General features: G+C 70.7%; 12 protein-coding genes, 1 tRNA gene, 1 pseudogene and 1 CRISPR repeat array. Of the genes and pseudogenes, 12 read left to right on the top strand and 2 right to left on the bottom strand.

Annotation, left to right across the window (positions count from 1 at the left end; genetic code table 11):
* Positions 1-63 precede the first annotated feature (63 nt).
* A complete protein-coding gene (locus AB0D49_RS33800) occupies positions 64-414 on the bottom strand; it encodes a metallopeptidase family protein (protein WP_362765211.1) in 351 nt (116 codons plus the stop codon).
* Positions 415-614: 200 nt separating this feature from the next.
* Between AB0D49_RS33800 and AB0D49_RS33795 the strand changes: the two genes are divergently transcribed.
* The 4 genes from AB0D49_RS33795 (at position 615) to AB0D49_RS33780 (ending at position 5,743) form a co-directional block, all read left to right on the top strand.
* Positions 615-1,193, top strand: a complete 579-nt coding sequence (locus AB0D49_RS33795) for a hypothetical protein (RefSeq protein WP_362765208.1) — start codon at positions 615-617, stop codon at positions 1,191-1,193.
* A gap of 238 nt (positions 1,194-1,431) precedes the next feature.
* Entirely contained in the window at positions 1,432-3,687 is a 2,256-nt protein-coding gene (locus AB0D49_RS33790; protein WP_362765205.1) for a DEAD/DEAH box helicase, read from the top strand.
* Positions 3,688-3,862: 175 nt separating this feature from the next.
* Entirely contained in the window at positions 3,863-5,476 is a 1,614-nt protein-coding gene (locus AB0D49_RS33785; RefSeq protein ID WP_362765202.1) for an amino acid permease, read from the top strand.
* A 194-nt stretch (positions 5,477-5,670) separates the two neighbouring features.
* Positions 5,671-5,743 (top strand) — tRNA-Lys (locus AB0D49_RS33780).
* A 127-nt stretch (positions 5,744-5,870) separates the two neighbouring features.
* On the opposite strand, the pseudogene AB0D49_RS33775 reads toward AB0D49_RS33780, so the two are convergent.
* Positions 5,871-6,389 (bottom strand): annotated as a pseudogene (locus tag AB0D49_RS33775) (tyrosine-type recombinase/integrase); the annotation flags it as partial.
* A gap of 1,051 nt (positions 6,390-7,440) precedes the next feature.
* Here AB0D49_RS33775 and AB0D49_RS33770 point away from each other — a divergent pair.
* From AB0D49_RS33770 to cas3, 8 genes are all read left to right on the top strand, one after another.
* Positions 7,441-8,013, top strand: a complete 573-nt coding sequence (locus AB0D49_RS33770) for an ATP-binding protein (RefSeq protein ID WP_362765200.1) — start codon at positions 7,441-7,443, stop codon at positions 8,011-8,013.
* Between the two features lie 172 nt (positions 8,014-8,185).
* Positions 8,186-8,713: an NUDIX hydrolase gene (locus AB0D49_RS33765; protein ID WP_362765197.1), complete on the top strand. Its 528-nt coding sequence runs from the start codon at positions 8,186-8,188 to the stop codon at positions 8,711-8,713.
* A 445-nt stretch (positions 8,714-9,158) separates the two neighbouring features.
* Positions 9,159-10,088 (top strand): radical SAM protein, encoded by a 930-nt coding sequence (locus tag AB0D49_RS33760; protein ID WP_362765194.1) that lies wholly within the window; start codon positions 9,159-9,161, stop codon positions 10,086-10,088.
* A 192-nt stretch (positions 10,089-10,280) separates the two neighbouring features.
* Positions 10,281-10,943: a hypothetical protein gene (locus AB0D49_RS33755; RefSeq protein WP_362765191.1), complete on the top strand. Its 663-nt coding sequence runs from the start codon at positions 10,281-10,283 to the stop codon at positions 10,941-10,943.
* On the top strand, positions 10,940-11,731 hold the full coding sequence (locus tag AB0D49_RS33750) for a hypothetical protein (protein WP_362765189.1): 792 nt from the start codon (positions 10,940-10,942) through the stop codon (positions 11,729-11,731). Before AB0D49_RS33755 ends, AB0D49_RS33750 begins: the two co-directional genes overlap by 4 nt.
* Complete coding sequence (locus AB0D49_RS33745) at positions 11,728-12,339, top strand: AAA family ATPase (RefSeq protein ID WP_362765186.1); 612 nt, start codon at positions 11,728-11,730, stop codon at positions 12,337-12,339. The genes AB0D49_RS33750 and AB0D49_RS33745 overlap by 4 nt, the downstream gene beginning before the upstream one ends.
* Before the next feature lie 54 nt (positions 12,340-12,393).
* On the top strand, positions 12,394-12,828 hold the full coding sequence (locus AB0D49_RS33740) for an NUDIX domain-containing protein (protein WP_362765183.1): 435 nt from the start codon (positions 12,394-12,396) through the stop codon (positions 12,826-12,828).
* 371 nt (positions 12,829-13,199) lie between these two features.
* A CRISPR array of direct repeats spans positions 13,200-13,837; the repeat unit is 28 nt; unit sequence GGAACACCCCCGCAGGCGCGGGGCCGAC.
* 184 nt (positions 13,838-14,021) lie between these two features.
* Entirely contained in the window at positions 14,022-17,024 is a 3,003-nt protein-coding gene (gene cas3 / locus AB0D49_RS33735; RefSeq protein WP_362765180.1) for a CRISPR-associated helicase Cas3', read from the top strand.
* Positions 17,025-17,174: the final 150 nt, after the last annotated feature.

Genomic DNA, 17,174 nt, shown 5'->3' with positions numbered 1-17,174 from the left:
TGTTGGAGGGTGGATATGCGGTGCCTTATGCCGTATGGGGGTGGGCTTGGGAGGGGGGCCGGGTCAGCCCCAGCCGAGTTCGTGGAGGCGTTCGTCCTCGATGCCGAAGTGGTGGGCCACCTCGTGGATGACGGTCACGGCGACCTCGTGGACCACGTCCTCGGCGGTCTCGCAGTAGCGCAGGGTGGGGCCCATGTAGATGCTGATCCGGTCCGGCAGTACGCCCGCGTACCACTCGCCGCGCTCGGTGAGTGGGGTGCCCTCGTACAGGCCGAGCAGTTCGGGGTCGTCGGCGGGGGGTTCGTCCTCCACGAACACCGCCACGTTGTCCATGACCCGCGCCAGTTCCGGCGGGATCTGGTCAAGGGCTTCGCTCACCAGCTCTTCGAACGCCTCGCGTGTCATCTCCAGCACGCCTCCATTGTCCGGGACGACGGCGGAAAGGGGCGGCTACGGCGTACGGGGCGGGTGGGGGAGGGGTGGGGGAGGGGTGGGGGAGGGGTGGGGGAGGGGCGAGGCGCGGGGCGGGGGACGGGGTGTGCCGGGCGCGTGTCCTCCTGCGGGTGGGGGGAGTTGGGCACGTTGACTTCTTCGCCCCCTCGGAGGTGGCTTCCGTGCGCCCCTTGTACGTACCCGTCCGCCTGGCCGCCACGGTGGTGGCCGTCGCCGCGGCCACCGGCTGCATGAGCGTCGGCGACGACGAAGGCCACCGGGCGAAACCGTCGCACTCCGCGGGACCCGAGGGCGGCGCGGCGCCGGACGGAGGCGCGGCGGTGACCGGCGGCGGCTTCGGGTACAGCGGCGGGGAGGCGGGCGGCGCCCTCGACGGGCGCGGCAAGGAGCGCGGGGACGGCCGGGGCGCGGACGGCCGGGAGAAGGACGGGGACGACGGCAAGGGCGGGCCGGGGGAGTCCGGGGCGCCGTCCGCGTCCGCGTCGGCCCGGCCCGGGGCCTCGGCGCCGGGACCGGTCGGGCCGGGGCGGACCGTGCCGCCGGGCGGTGATCCGGTGCCGCCGAAGCCGCTGCCGTCGCCGCCCCGGGCCAGTGAGACGGCGGGGCCGCCGGAGCCGACGTCCCCGCCGCCGGTGTCGCCCGAGCCGACGGTCGCGGAGCCGTCGTCGTCGGCGCACGAGCAGGCGGGACCGCAGCTCGTACAGCGGGAACCGGCGCCGCAGGCCGGGGTGCCGGTGTGAGGGCGGGTGGTGGGTCGCGGGGGGTCGTGGCGGGGGGCTTCCCCGGCGATTTGCCTAGCGGGGGCTTGGGTGCGTATGGTGGTAGATCGTTTGATCCCATTTGCCCGGCGCCATCGCAGAGCGCGCCGTGTGGCGCGTTCTCTCCCTTGCCGTGGCAGACCGCATTGAGGCGGTCGTGGTGCGAATCACGGAGTTGACGGGCGCGTGCCGACGAGACTCCGGAAGGTTTCGCATTCGCATGTCCATTTCCACTGCCGATCACGTTGTCATGCCCGAGGACGGGGGCCTTGAGGACGCCGTCGAGGCGGTCGAGGCCGACGTCGAGGCCGTCGACTCCGACTCTGACTCCGGCTCCGACACCCCTGAGATGACCTTCGCCGACCTCGGGCTTCCCGAGGGGGTCGTGCGCAAGCTGGCGCAGAACGGGGTGACCGTCCCGTTCCCGATCCAGGCCGCGACCATCCCGGACGCCCTGGCGGGCAAGGACATCCTCGGCCGTGGCCGCACCGGCTCCGGCAAGACCCTGTCCTTCGGTCTGCCGACCCTGGCCACGCTGGCCGGCGGCCGGACCGAGCGCAAGAAGCCCCGCGCCGTCATCCTCACCCCGACCCGTGAGCTGGCCATGCAGGTCGCCGACGCGCTCCAGCCGTACGGCGATGTCGTCGGCCTGCGGATGAAGGTGGTCTGCGGCGGTACGTCGATGGGCAACCAGATCTACGCCCTGGAGAAGGGCGTCGACATCCTGGTCGCCACGCCGGGCCGGCTGCGGGACATCATCAACCGGGGCGCCTGCTCCCTGGAGGACGTCCAGATCGCCGTCCTCGACGAGGCCGACCAGATGTCCGACCTGGGCTTCCTGCCCGAGGTCACCGAGCTGCTGGACCAGGTTCCGGCGGGCGGTCAGCGCATGTTGTTCTCCGCGACCATGGAGAACGAGATCCAGACCCTGGTCGACCGCTACCTCGACGCCCCCGTCTCGCACGAGGTCGACGCGGCGCAGGGCGCGGTGACGACCATGTCCCACCACATCCTGATCGTGAAGCCCAAGGACAAGGCGCCGGTCACCGCGGCGATCGCGTCCCGCAAGGGCCGCACCATCATCTTCGTCCGCACCCAGCTCGGCGCCGACCGGGTCGCCGAGCAGCTGCGCGACGCGGGCGCCAAGGCCGACGCGCTGCACGGCGGTATGACCCAGGGCGCCCGCACCCGCACCCTGGCCGACTTCAAGGACGGGTACGTCAACGTCCTGGTCGCCACGGATGTCGCCGCGCGCGGTATCCATGTCGACGGCATCGACCTGGTCCTGAACGTGGACCCGGCCGGTGACCACAAGGACTATCTGCACCGGGCCGGCCGTACCGCCCGTGCGGGCCGTACCGGCACGGTCGTCTCGCTCTCCCTGCCGCACCAGCGGCGGCAGATCTTCCGGCTGATGGAGGACGCGGGCGTCGACGCCTCGCGCCACATCATCCAGGGCGCGGGCGCGTTCGACCCGGAGGTCGCGGAGATCACCGGCGCCCGGTCGATGACCGAGGTGCAGGCCGAGTCCGCCGGGAACGCGGCGCAGCAGGCCGAGCGTGAGGTCTCCCAGCTCACCAAGGAGCTGGAGCGGGCCCAGCGCCGGGCCACCGAGCTGCGTGAGGAGGCGGACCGGCTGGTCGCCCGGGTCGCCCGGGAGCGCGGTGAGGACCCGGAGACGGTGGTCGCCGAGGCGTCGGCGTCGGCCGTGGCGCCGGAGGCGGTCGCGGTTCCGGTCGCGGAGACGGTGGCCGTTGCGGAGCAGCAGGCTGAGACGCGGACCGAGACGCGGGCGGCCGGGTCGTCGTACGAGCGGGCCGAGCGGACCGAGCGCTACGAGCGGCCGGAGCGTTCGGACCGTGGTGGTCGTTCGTTCGAGCGGCGTGATGACCGTGGTGGGCGTTCGTACGAGCGTCGGGACGATCGGCGGGATGACCGTGGGGGTCGTTCCTTCGAGCGTCGCGATGACCGGCGGGATGACCGTGGTGGTCGTTCGTTCGAGCGGCGTGATGACCGTGGTGGGCGTTCGTATGAGCGTCGGGACGATCGGCGGGATGACCGTGGGGGTCGTTCCTTCGAGCGTCGCGATGACCGGCGGGATGACCGTGGGGGTCGTTCCTTCGAGCGTCGCGATGACCGGCGGGATGACCGTGGTGGTCGTTCGTACGAGCGTCGGGACGACCGGCGGGACGACCGTGGGGGTCGTTCCTTCGACCGTCGCGACGACCGCGGTGGGCGTTCCTTCGAGCGGCGGGACGACCGTCCGGGGCGTTCCTCCTTCGAGCGGCGCGACGAGCGGGGCGGGCACCGGGGCAGCGACCGGCCGTTCAACCGGGACCGGCAGGGCGGCGAGCGGCCCGGGTTCCGTGCCGGTGGCCACGAGCGGCCGTACGGCCGTCGGGACGATCACCGGGGGACCGGTGGCGGTTCCTTCGGGCGCCGTGAGGACAAGCCGCGCTGGAAGCGCAACGGCTGACCGTCTGGTCTGAACGGTCCGGGTGGTCCGGGCAGTGTGTGACGGGGAGGCCCGTACGACTTCGGTCGTGCGGGCCTTCCGCGTTTTCGGAGAGGTTTCGGAGAGGTTCGGAGGGGCTGAGTTCTAGCCAAATTGTGACGTGTGTCACGCCCTTGGTGGGGGCATTGCTGGGGGCATGACAGATGCTGAGGCAGGACCGGGCGCGGGGGTGGACGTGGGCGTCGGGGGCAAGGGGGGTGGTGGGGCGGGGCCGACCGACGAGGAGCGGCTCGCCCAGCTCGGGTACACACAGGTGCTGGCCCGTCGGATGTCCGCGTTCTCGAACTACGCGGTGTCCTTCACGATCATCTCGGTGCTGTCCGGCTGTCTGACGCTGTACCTGTTCGGGATGAACACCGGCGGTCCGGCCGTGATCACCTGGGGCTGGGTCGGGGTCGGACTGATGACGCTGTTCGTCGGGCTGGCGATGGCCGAGATCTGCTCGGCGTACCCGACCTCGGCGGGGCTGTACTTCTGGGCGCACCGGCTGGCTCCGCCGCGGACGGCGGCGGCGTGGGCGTGGTTCACGGGCTGGTTCAACGTGCTCGGGCAGGTCGCGGTGACCGCGGGCATCGACTTCGGCGCCGCGTCCTTCCTGGGCGCGTATCTGAACCTCCAGTTCGGGTTCGAGGTGACGCCGGGGCGGACGATCCTGCTGTTCGCGGCGATTCTGCTGCTGCACGGGCTGCTGAACACCTTCGGTGTGCGGATCGTCGCCATCCTCAACAGTGTCAGTGTGTGGTGGCACGTGGTGGGGGTCGCGGTGATCGTCGGGGCGCTGGCCTTCGTACCCGACCATCATCAGTCGGCGTCGTTCGTGTTCGGGGAGTTCGTGAACAACACCGGGTGGGGCAGCGCGCTGTATGTGGTGCTGCTGGGGCTGCTGATGGCGCAGTACACCTTCACGGGCTATGACGCTTCGGCCCATATGACGGAGGAGACGCACGACGCGGCGACGGCGGGCCCGAAGGGGATCGTGCAGTCGATCTGGACGTCGTGGATCGCCGGTTTCGTGCTGCTCCTCGGCTTCACCTTCGCGATCCAGTCGTACGAGGGGGCGCTCGCGTCGCCGACGGGGGCGCCGCCCGCCCAGATCCTGCTGGACGCGCTGGGCGCGACCGCGGGGAAGATGCTGCTGCTGGTGGTGATCGGGGCGCAGCTGTTCTGCGGGATGGCGTCGGTGACGGCGAACAGCCGGATGATCTACGCCTTCTCCCGGGACGGGGCGCTGCCGTTCTCGCGCGTCTGGCACACCGTGAGCCCGCGCACCCGGACGCCGGTCGCGGCGGTGTGGCTGGCGGCGGGGGGTGCGCTGGTGCTGGGGCTGCCGTACCTGATCAATGTCACGGCGTACGCGGCGGTCACGTCCATCGCGGTGATCGGGCTCTACATCGCGTACGTCATCCCGACGCTGCTGCGGCTGCGGAAGGGGGACGAGTTCGAGCGGGGGCCGTGGCATCTGGGGCGGTGGTCCCGGGCGATCGGGGTGGTCGCGGTGGGGTGGGTCGGTGTCATCACGGTCCTGTTCATGCTGCCGCAGGTGTCGCCGGTGACGTGGGAGACGTTCAATTACGCGCCGGTGGCTGTGTTGGTGGTGCTGGGGTTTGCGGCGGGGTGGTGGGGGATCTCGGCTCGGAAGTGGTTTTTGCGGGGGGATGGGAGTGGGGATTTGGGGGCGGTTGGGGTGGATGAGGTGGATGAGGTGGATGCGGTTTCGGGAGGGGTGGTGAAGGGGGCTTCGGGGGAGTAGGGGAGGGGGCTTCGGGAGGGGGGCGGGTGAGGTTCGGTGGGGGGTCGGGAGGGGTGGACGGGGAGGGGCCGGGCGCTTCGGGAGTGGTGGACGCGTAGGGTCCGGGTGGGTGTGGTGGGTCGTGTCGCGATACCCGATCGGAGACTCGGCCCGCTGCGGCTATGCTCGGGGGGCGACATCGCGTGTTACCGGGTGGGCCCTTAGCTCAATTGGCAGAGCAGTGGACTTTTAATCCATTGGTTGTGGGTTCGAGTCCCACAGGGCCTACGGGTTGTAGGTGGGGGATATGCCCTCTGACCTGCTACGCAGCGCCTGAGTCGGCTTCGGTCGGCTCGGGCGCTGACTCGTTTTCGAGCCATTGCGTGAGCGATGCGTGAGCGGATGTGGCCGGGGCCTACGGATTGGCTGCCGCTTGGGTGGACGGTTCGGCAGCCGACCGGCGCGACCGAGGGATCAGCTTCGCTGCCTTCTCCGCGATTTCGCGGTCCAGCTCAGGGAGCAGGCTCGTGTACGTGTCCGAGGTCAGCGCGATGGTCGAGTGCCGCAGGGTTTCCTTCACCGCGTGGATGTCGCCGCCGCCTCCGTGCGTGAGCGTCGCGGCGACGTGTCGTAGGTCCCGCAGGGTGATGGGCGGCAGGTCGGTCGTGGCGAGGAGGCGACGGAAGGTCTCCGAGACCGTCTCGGGGTGGAGCCAGGAGCCGTCTTCCTTGGTGAACACCTTGCCGGTGCCCTGCCAGGCGGTGCCCCACTGTGCGCGTTCCTTCTCCTGGCGGGCTCTGTGGTCGCGCAGCTCCGTGATGGTCGTGCTGTCGAGCGCGATCGTGTTGGCGCTGCCGTCCGTCTTCGGCTCCGACTCGTAGGGGTCCCAGCCGTCGACCACGATCTCCTTGGAGGGGGTGATGAGCCCGGCGTCCCTGATGGCCCGTTGCGCCTGACCGTCGTTGCGCAGGTGTCCGTGCGCTCGGGCCTCGATGGCGTACAGGCGCCGCCGGGCGGTGTCTCCCAGGCCGCCGAACGTCTGGGCGGTTTTGGCGAGCCGTACGGATTCACCGGGGCGTCCGTCCCAGAACGCCATGAAAGCCAACATGCCGTAGGCGTACGCCTGGATCGCTCCGTTGCCGATGGTCTTGCCGTACTGGGCGGAGGACCGGGCGAACGAGACGGCCGGCGTCAGCGCGCCCAGGTCGAAGGACATCGCGGCCAGCAGAGCGCTGGCCTGGGCAGCCGCGTAGTAGAGGCGGGTGTGCTGCTCGGGGGAGCGGGTGCGTTCCAGCAGCACCTGAGCCTGGTTCAGCAGGCTGGTCGCGTCCTGGTAGACGACGTCCGGGGTCGTGCGCTGTACCTGCGCGCGAGCTGGACCAGGTCGTCATGGAGCTGGTCGAGGCTGAGATCGTCCACGTGCATCGAAGCCGCTATTCCGGCATGTGAGGAGGCTTCCCGAGCGGCCATCAGCAGATCACTTTCGTCGAGCGGGGGCGGGGACACGGCCCGGGTGGGGGTTTCCCGCTCACGTTCCAGGAATTCGGAAGCGGGGCGGAAGAGATCTCCCACGGCGGTCTGGAACATGTGCTCCAGGGACTCTTGCCATGGGCGCGTGGGGAGTTGTCTTTACTTCCCCGACCTTCAGGAAGCGCTCGAAATGGCGTGCTGCCGGAGGCGGGGACACATCGTGGCCCTCGGATCGTAACCGGTCGGCGACGCGGGTGAATTCCTCGCCGAATGCCTGATGGGAGCGGATACCCCGCCTGTGGGCCAGGAGGAACAACACCGTGCGCTGACTCTGATCCATGTCCCCTCCACGGAATTGCGTTCCCGCTCATGGAATACCACGGCGGCTTCCCTCGGGAACCCCATTCTCCAGAATGGCAGGAAGAAGTCATATCGGCGTCACGGCTTCACCCGAAAGGTCAACCAGAAGACATAACGACGTCGTAGCCGCCGCCCCTCTCGTACCGCGACGCTGAATGCCCGCAAGCGACGAGGAGGAGGCCATGGGTACGGCTGCCGCACCGAGCACGACCCCTTCGGCCGAGACGGGCTTACCCGGCCGCGAGGGGCTGCCGCACCAGCATCGTGGCCGTGCTCGTCCGCAGGGTCGTGTGGAGGTGACGTTCGAGATCGCTCCGCCCGGCTCGCCCCATGACGTGTCCCCGCGGGACGCCGGACGAGTGAGCGGCATGCGGCGTATCACCCGCGCGTTCCTGGGCCACCACGGGCTCACCGTGGTGGAGTTCGAGGTGACGCTCATCGTCTCCGAACTGGTCACCAACGCGGTCGTGCACAGCCGGGGCGCGGATGTCGGCTTCACCCTGGCCCTCGGGGACGGCCGACTGCGCATCGCCGTACGGAACAGCCGTGCCGGGGTCTGCGCCCCCCGCTCGACCGGCGACGCAGACGAGCACGGTCGCGGTCCGCACATCGTGGCGGCCACGGTTCACGAACTCGGCGGCGCCTGGGGCGTCGAGGACGACGGCATGACGGTCGCGTGCTCCTTCCCCGTGCCGGGCGAAGACCTGGTGGCGGGAGGAGACCGGTGATCGGGGGCACAGAGGAGTCCTTCCGGCTTCCTTCAGCGGTTCGTGGCGCCGCCAGATCCCTGCCTTGGGCCGATGACGACCTGCCGTCGGCCCTGACCCCCAGGCAGGCACCACTGCGGCGCGGATCGTCACCGCGCCGGACACTTCATACGACGGACACCAGGAGCGACCCATGCCCGAAATCGAGCGCCAGACCCAGCACGACCGCACACGGGACGGGTTCGCCTTCCCGTCCCCTCGCCGGATGGGCGTACACGCCGTGATCATGAGGGGCAGGAGCTTGCTCCTGGTCACGAAGCCTCACCGGAACAACGAGTCCGTCTGGAGCCTCCCCGGAGGCTCCGCCGCCCCCGGCGAGACACCCGACGGGGCCCTGAGCCGCGTCCTCGCCGCGCGGCTGCGTCTGGAGGCCACGGCCGGGGACCTGCTCGCCTTCGACTTCGTCCCGGCGAAGCCGGGTCTGCACTGCGAGGGACTGAACTTCGTGTACGCGGTGCGCATCCCTGACGGCGTCGAGCCTGTGGTCACCGAGACCGGCTGGCTGGGCGAGGCCCGCTGGGTCGAGCGGTCCGCCATCAGCGAGTACGCCGCCGGTCACCCGCTGCGCCGCATCGAGCAGAGCCTCCTGGCGAAGGACCACGGACAGGTCGTGGACCTGCTCCTTGGAATGCCGCGCGGGGCTGAGGCCACGGCCGTGTAGACACCTGCCTGGTGGGAGTTCCGCACCGAGTCTCCCACCGAGTCCCTCCCGACAGGCTCCGCCTCCGCCCGCTCATCGGTCGGCGGCGGGCGGAGCCGGTGCTGGGCCGCCCCCGAACGCTCCAGCACCGGTCACCAGGACCGGCGCGGGGGTCGCCGTGGCCTGTTGTTCCTTCCCCGGCGGGTCATGAGAGCTTCCGCGCCGGGCCCATCACGGCCGACACAAGCGGTGAGCCGGGCGCCGACGGGATGCCGTCTCGGGCCAGGCACCGCACAACAGCCCGCTCCAACTGTCCGTCAGCCGGACCTGACATCGAGGCAGGCGGATGGTGCACAGCCCGCAGCGCCGAGGTCGGCACCGCGGTTCTGTCCATCCCAACCCGAACACGGAGGTACGAATGACTGACCTCGGGACACCCGCAGTTCCCGCGCAGCGGCGTCGGGAAATGAGCGGAGGCGTCGCATACGCCTTCAACGGGCAGCACTTCGCCGCCCCGGCGGAACTCGACATCACCGCCGCCGCGAACACGCTCACCGCCCCGCTCTCCGTGATCGTGCAGGTCACCAAGCGGTGCGACTTCGACTGCACCTTCTGCTCGGAGACCCTTCAGCTGCCCGACCCCACCCTCGACCAGCTCGACACCATCCGCCAGAACCTGACCGGAACCGGACGGGTCTTCCTGTCCGGCGGTGAGCCGCTGATGCGCAAGGACTTCGGCGAGGTCGTGGACATCTTCCACGGGCACCACATCGTGGCCGTGCCCACGAACGCCACGCACGCAGCGGACCACGCACGGAACATCGCCGGGAAGATCGCATACGCCAACGTCGGGTTGGAGGGACCCCGGGCCGCGTTCCGGCGGGTGCGCGGGGACTACGACAGGACGATGACCGGCGTCCGAGTCCTTCAGGAGGCAGGTATCCCCCTCGCCCTGTCCGCCGTGGTCTACCGCTCGACCCTCTCGGTCCTGCCGTACACCGTGCAGATCGGGGATGTGCTCGACGCGACCAAGGTGAAGCTGATCCTGCCCCTGCGCAAGGGAAACGCGCTCAACCTCGCCGACCACGAGTTCATCACCACCGGCGAGGCCGATGCGGTGTTCGCCCGGCTGCGGGATCTGCGGACGCAGATGCAGTGGTCCCCGGCGCTGCGGCTCACCGCGTGGACCCCGCAGAACGAGGGACACATGATCGTCGTCGAGCCGAACGGTGTGGCGCGGGCGTGGCCCGTCTACGACGCGCCGGACCTGTGGGAGCCGCTCGGCAACGCCCTGGAGGAGCCGATCGCGGACATCTGGGCGCGGTACCGCTTCAAGGAGAACCACGTCTCCAAGTACGTCGGCCGTTCCATCCACGCACTCGCCCAGGGGGTGTGAGGTGGAGCAGCGGACGAACCTGGGATGGCCCGAGACGCCCTTCGGGTCGAGCACCTCGCCGGTGCAGCGCCCGGCAGGTGCCCGGCTGGCCGCGTTCTCCCTGCTGTGGGGAGAGGCCGGCGGCGACCCGGTTCTGTTCTCATGGGTGCCGCCGCGGTGTTCCTGCGGATTCACCGCACGCGTTCAACGGCCGTGTCCGCGCCCCTCGCGCACTTCGGATACCGGGTGCTGATCCCCGGCACGATGGGGGAGGACCGGGCCGTCGTCCAGCAGCTCGACACTCTGCTCGTGCAGGCCCGCCGCGAGGCGCGGATCATCGCCTGGCACAGCGGCGCGGACGACCTGCACGTCCTGCGTCGGCTCCCGGGGGTCGAGCACGAGGCCCGGCACCCGGGCGTGCACGTGGTGGCGGACGGCTGGGAGGACCGGGCGCGGCCGTACAGGGGTACGGCACTGTGCGTGGACACCGCCCTGGACCTCGGTCCGACCGGCCTCATCAGCGACACTGCCGTCGCCCACAACCTCGTCCCGCTCGACGGGTTCGAGGGCGGGCGCCAGCAGGACAGCGCCCAGCGGCAGTGCGACCGCCCAGCCGCCGGTGCCCCGGTCGACGGGGACGCGCTGGCCGCCGGCGTTCTGTACTCCGCTCTGGCCACCGCGCTGCTCGGCGGCCTCAGAACGGGCCGCCTGCACTGGCAGGGAGCGCTGAGCATCCGCGACCCACTCGAACAGGTGGCGTGGAGCGCCGCTCCGCCTTTCCTGGGCGGCCCGGTCCCCACCACCGTCAAGCCGCATCCTGCCGGGCCGTACGCACCCGGCACAGGGCCCCGCCCTCCGGCGGAGAGCACCCGATGATCATCACGAGCAGCATGTCCGCCGCCCACGCGCTGGAGCCCCCGCCCCGACGCACCGGGACCGTACGGATCGCGTCCGTCGACGTGGAGTGGACGAAGAACTACCGGGTCAAGAACGGCCGACGCCCGTTCTGCTACAGCGTCGCCTGGCTCGACCTCCCCACCAGCCATACCGCCGACCTGGCCGATGTCCCGTTCGACTGGACCAGCGTCTACGTCGAGGAGCCCGACGAGACGGACCCGCTGATCAGGCACGCCGCGCGTGCGGTGGCCGTGGCCGAACGGACGGCGGACATCGTCACCGGCCACCAGTTCTGCGCCGACCTGTCCGTCCTGGAGGCCAACGCACCGGCGGACGCCCGGCCCGCCCTTCAGCGGGCACGCGAGCGGTGGAGGCAGCGCCGAGAGGCCGTCACCCAGGACGGGGGCCGGTACGTCGACCCCCGCTACGACGCCGGGCACCTCCTGACCGGCACGTCCCGCCGCCTGGTCGACGTATGCACCGAACTGGGGCTCGACGTCACCCAGCCCGAGCTGCGCCGCACGTCCATGCCCGCCTGGCACCGGCGGTGGATCGAGACCGGCGGGCCCGAGGGCCGCGAGCGGGTCAGCGTCCTGAACCTGCGCCACTCCCTGTCCACCGCCTACGTCGCCGCGCTCAACGAGGGCCTCGTACGACGGCCGGAGCCCGGCCTGAACGTCAACCGGTCCCTCGCCCTCGGGGCCCGGGGCGCCTGGGCCTGGCTGGACGACCCCACCTTCACCACCCTCCTGGAGGAGGACCCGTGACCATCCGCGGATGCCGCGTCATCGCCGTCGAAGGCACCCAGGCGGCAGGCAAGACCACCCTCGTCCACGCACTCACCGCCCACCTGCGCGAACACGGCGTCAACGTCACCAGCACCGGCGAACCCGCCCGCGCCAGCCCCTTCATGGAAGAAATCGTCCTGCACGGACTGGGCGACTTCGACCTCATCGCCGAACTCGACCTGCTGGCCCAGCACCTCACCGTCCCCCTGCGCGCCGCCCGCCACCACCAGCTCCTCATCACCGACAAGACCCCCGCCAACGTCCTCGCCCTCGCCGGCCTGGTCCTCGACCCGCTCGAACCGCACATGAGCCGGGTCCTCGGAGCCGCCGAAGCACTGTGCCGCGCCTGGATGCCCGTCGCCTACGACGCCGTCGTGTACTGCCAGGACCGCTACGACCAGAAGGCCGGCGGCGACCGCATGCGGGAGAAGGTCCTCAGCCTCCAGGACGAGACCGACGACGCACTCTGGCGAACCCTGCGCTCCTGCGAAGTGCAGCCGCTGAAGCTCCCCACGGGCCTGACCGTGACCGAACGGGTCCATTGGACGTCGGAACGCCTGAGCGGCATGGGTCTGATCGCCCCCTGAGCCCGGCTAGAGTCCGTTGCCGGTACCCGCACCCCACCGGCCCCAAGGACGCACATGGCTCCCCAGCGCCCCGTGATCGACGTGATGCTCATCCTGGAGCGCGACGGGGCCGTGTGTCTCGCCGAACGCCAGGGCACCGGCTACGCCGACGGCATGCTCAACCTCCCCTCCGGCAAGCTGGAGACCGGCGAGGACGTCTACGACGCCGTCATCCGCGAAGGGCACGAGGAGATCGGCGTCACCGTCGAGCGGGAAGCCCTGAGGGCGGTGCATGTGATGCACTTCCGCAACCCCGAGGGCCAGGCCCGCATCGGCTGGTTCTTCACCGCGCGGCACTGGGACGGCGAGCCGCGCAACATGGAGCCCCACAAGTGCGCGGGCCTGCAATGGCACCCGATCGCCCACCTGCCGTCCCACACCGTTCCGTACAACGCGCTCGGGCTCCGCCATTACGCCAAGGGGGAGCCGTTCTCGACGCACGGGTGGTAGCACGTGCCCGGCTTGGTCCCGGCGTTCGCGATCCGGCAGCCGGTCCGCCTCGGGGCCGTGGACTCCCGCTCGCCGGCTATGTGCGACGGACGATGGTTGGTCTGCCCTCGGTGCCCTCGGGCAGGGTATGGCGGGGTACGGGGAGTGGTGAGGCGAGCGAGGCAGCGTGACCCCACTGCCCGGTATTGACCGCGACAACGTGTGACAGGAACCGCGCTCGGGACTGCTGCAGGATCAGTTGACAGCGGGGTCCACACAGTTTGGGCGGTGGGTGGGGTCATGGGGGCCAGCACGGCGGTCTACGTCCTCACCCCTGGAACACCGGCCCGTGCGGGGCCGACCCCGCACGGGCCGGTGAATCGGTGTCGACGGGGGACATCCCGCAGGCGCGGGACCGACTACAGGTCGGGCAGGTCCTCAATACGACACACGGGAACACCCCCGCAGGCGCGGGGCCGACCGGCCCCACCCGATCATGTGCACCTCTCCGTCCGGAACACCCCCGCAGGCGCGGGGCCGACAGCGTCACCGCCCCGGACGCCGGGACCAGGTAGGGAACACCCCCGCAGGCGCGGGGCCGACAGTACGGCGGGTTGAACTGGTACACGCCACGCTGGAACACCCCCGCAGGCGCGGGGCCGACCCTCCCGCTCCGGCCGACGGCGCGCCGACCCTGGGAACACCCCCGCAGGCGCGGGGCCGACTGACCCGGCCAGATCGCCGGGGCGGGCCGCTCTGGAACACCCCCGCAGGCGCGGGGCCGACGGCGGGGCACCATCATGCACACTTTACTCACTAGGAACACCCCCGCAGGCGCGGGGCCGACGCGCATCGGACGGGCCTGTCGGCCTGCCGTTGAGGAACACCCCCGCAGGCGCGGGGCCGACGTGGGCATCCGCAGGGGGTCCCCCCCGTACTCGGGAACACCCCCGCAGGCGCGGGGCCGACTACAGCGCCTGCGCCGCCGCCGCCAACGCCTCGGGAACACCCCCGCAGGCGCGGGGCCGACTCTTCGCGACCTGCACCTTTATCCGCGAGGCGAGCCGTTTTCATTCAGTGGGATCGCCCCGAGATTCCGATCAGAATGGGTCAACAGCCAGCGAGAGAAGACAACTATGGTCAATCCCTCACTCCTTCTCGATGCTGACCCTAGACTCCCCAGTCACTTTACTGACCCGAGCAGAGCAGGTGGCGTGTCCACGAGCGGAGTTGAGGCGGACGACCGTTGCAGTGGTCTTCTCGGTCTGCTGTGGGGGAAGTCCGAGGAGAAGGCCGGCGGAACGATGAATCTGCTGCTGTCGCATCTCCTGGACACGGCAGCTGTGGCGGAGTGTATGTGGGACGGATTCCTTGCGCCCGCCACCCGGCGAATGCTGGACGAGATCGCCGGAGGACCGGGCGGGGGCCGTCGTCTGTTCGCCTGGCTGTGTGGGGTGCATGACTGCGGGAAGGCCACGCCCGCGTTTCAGCGGATGTGGCCGAAAGGCGCGGAAGCGGTACGCGCGGCCGGGCTCGGCTGGTCGGAGCCCGCGATCGCTCGGTGCAGGTGGCGGCATGACCGGGCCGGCGGGTATCTGCTTCAGGGAATCCTGCCGAAGGGCGGCTGGAGCGAGGAGCACGTGGCCTGGGTCTGGCCGTTGGTGGCAGGGCATCATGGCGCGTTCCCCGACCGCGCGGCGACGCAGCCCGCGCGGTCGGCGCGGGGGCAACTGGCCGGCAGTGGCCGTTGGCCCGAGGTCCAGCAGGCGTTGGTGCAGCGGTTCACCGATGCCCTGGGCTTTCGTGATCTGGCGGAGGTGGAGCCCGGCCGGGTTCCCTCGCGGGCCGGGCAGTTGCATCTGAGCGGGCTCATCGTGATGGCGGACTGGATCGCCAGCGACGAGCGGCACTTCACCGGTGTCGATGTTCTGGAAAGAGTGACCCTCCAGCACTCCCGCGCCCGTGCCGCGGCGGCGTGGGAGGGGCTTCGTCTGCGTGGCGGGTGGGGGCGGCTGGCCGAGCCGGGGCCTGAGGCGTTCGGTGACCGGTTCGGGCAGGACCCCCGGCCGTCGCAGCGGATGGTCATGGAAGCGGCGCGGAGTATGGAGGCCCCGGGTCTGCTGGTGGTCGAGGCGCCGATGGGGGAGGGCAAGACGAAGGCCGCACTGCTGGCGGCCGAGATCCTGGCGGCGAGGTTCGGTGCGGACGGCGTGTTCGTGGGGATGCCGACGCAGTCCACCTGCGATCCGATGTTCAGCCAGGTCAGGTCCTGGGTCGGCCGGATCGGGGCGGACTTGGACGATCAGGTCGCCCTGCTGCACGGCAAGCGGATGTTCAACAAGGAGTGGCAGGAACTGCTGGAGCCGGACGGGGCCGCCGCCCCGGAGGACCGGTTCGGAGCAGTGGACGAGTATGGGGAGTGCCAGGACGACGATCTTTACGGGCTCCACGGGGCCGACGTCGCCGTACGGGAAGGAGTACCGGCCCAGGCATCCTCGCGGGGGCCGGCCGAGTGGTTCCTGGGCGCGAAGCGGGGGCTGCTGTGTCCTTTCGTCGTCGGCACCATCGACCAGTTGCTGTTCGCCGCGACCCGGACCAAGCATGTGATGCTCCGTATGGCGGGGCTGGCCGGCAAGGTCGTGGTCCTCGACGAGATCCATGCGGCGGACGTCTATATGTCGCAGTTCCTCAAGGAGGGCCTGCGCTGGCTGGGCCAGGCGGGTGTGCCGGTCGTCCTGCTGTCCGCGACCCTTCCGCCCCGGCAGCGCCGCGAGCTGATCGACTCCTATCTCGCCGGCGCGGTGTCCCGCGAGGAGTTCTCCGCCGAGTCACTGCCCGATCCGCTCGGCTACCCCTCGGTCACCAGCGTGTGGAGGGCACCCGACGGCTCCGGCTGGCGCTTCGCCGTGGCGGACTGTGCCGGTTGGCGCGGCGATCTGTCCGTCGCCGTCGACTTCCTGCCGGAGACGATTCCCGGTCCGCAACTGCCGTATGAGCAGCGAGGAGTGGTCAGGGCCGAGGCCGACGCGGCGGTCGCCGCGTATCTCGGCCGCGAACTCGCCGACGGTGGGTGTGCGCTGGTGATCCGGAACACCGTCGATCGCGCGCAATCGCTGTACGCCGCACTCCGGACCCGCTTCGGTGACGATGTGCTGCTTCTGCACGGGCGTATCGCGGTCGGGCCACGGGCCGATCGCACGGAGGAATGCCTGCGTCTGCTCGGTGCGCGGGAGAAGGACCGGCCGTCGGGCCGACCGGCGCGACTGATCGTGGTGGCCACTCAGATCGCGGAGCAGTCCTTCGACGTCGACGCGGATCTCCTCATCACCGACCTCGCCCCGATCGACCTGCTGCTTCAGCGGATCGGGCGCTTGCACCGGCATGAGGGGACCGCCCGTCCCGGTCGGCTGGGCAGACCGCGGGTCGTGATCACCGGGTTCGACGGTACGGGCGAGGCGGCGTCACTGAAGCGTCCCGCGCCGCGGTTTCTCGGCGGGTCGGAGTTCATCTACGGGCGTCACCTGCTCCTCAGAGCCGCCGCGCTGCTCTTCACGGCCACGGACGGCTGGCGTGTTCCCGGGCAGGTGCCCGAACTGGTCACGCTCGGATACAGCGAGGGCGGGGACGAGGGCGAGGGCGGGGGAGCGAGCGGGGGCGGGGTTGACGGCGAAGGCCGGATACCGCGGGCATGGCGCGAGGACGCGGAAGCGGCCCGGCTGCGCTGGGAGGAGGAACAGCGGCGGCGAGCCGACGACGCATCCGGGTGCCTGCTGACACGCCGGGGCGACAGGGAGGGTACGACCCTGTCCGGACTGCACTACTCCTCGGTCCCGGGCGCCGGTCGGGACACCGACCTGGATGCTGTGGTCCGTGACGGCGAGGCCGGTACGGAAGTCATCGTCCTGATGCGGGACGGTGAGACGTATCGGACGCTCTCGGGACGCGCCCTGACGGTGAACGGGGACGTACCGGACGCACTGCTGGAGGACGTCCTCGGCGGGACAGTACGGCTTCCCCCGCGCTACACGGCGGCTGCGGCTCTGGAACTTGCTCCCCTGCCCGGTTGGCTCGGTCACCCTCGGCTCGGATACAGCCCGGCACTCGTTCTCGACCCGGGGCGGGGGGCTGTTCTTGCCGATCGGGTGGTGCGTTATGAGAAGGAGTTGGGTCTGGTGGAGGAGACGGCGGCCCCTGTCAAGGCTGGGGCCGGAGCATGAGGGAGAGAGGGTCGGCGGGGCGGTGTCGGTGGTCCCGCGCGGTCACCGCCGGTCCTGCGCGCGAGGCGCCCGGCCGTCTCAGAGGCTCACGCGGTTGTGCGGGATCGATCCATTCCCGTTCCATTCCCGTTCCACTCCTCGCTCCATTCC

Origin of the sequence: Streptomyces sp. NPDC048290 (genome assembly GCF_040652095.1) — a bacterium.
Taxonomy (GTDB): Bacteria; Actinomycetota; Actinomycetes; order Streptomycetales; family Streptomycetaceae; genus Streptomyces.
The sequence above is the reverse complement of the archived record's forward strand: the minus strand, read 5'-3'. Positions and strand labels throughout refer to the sequence as shown.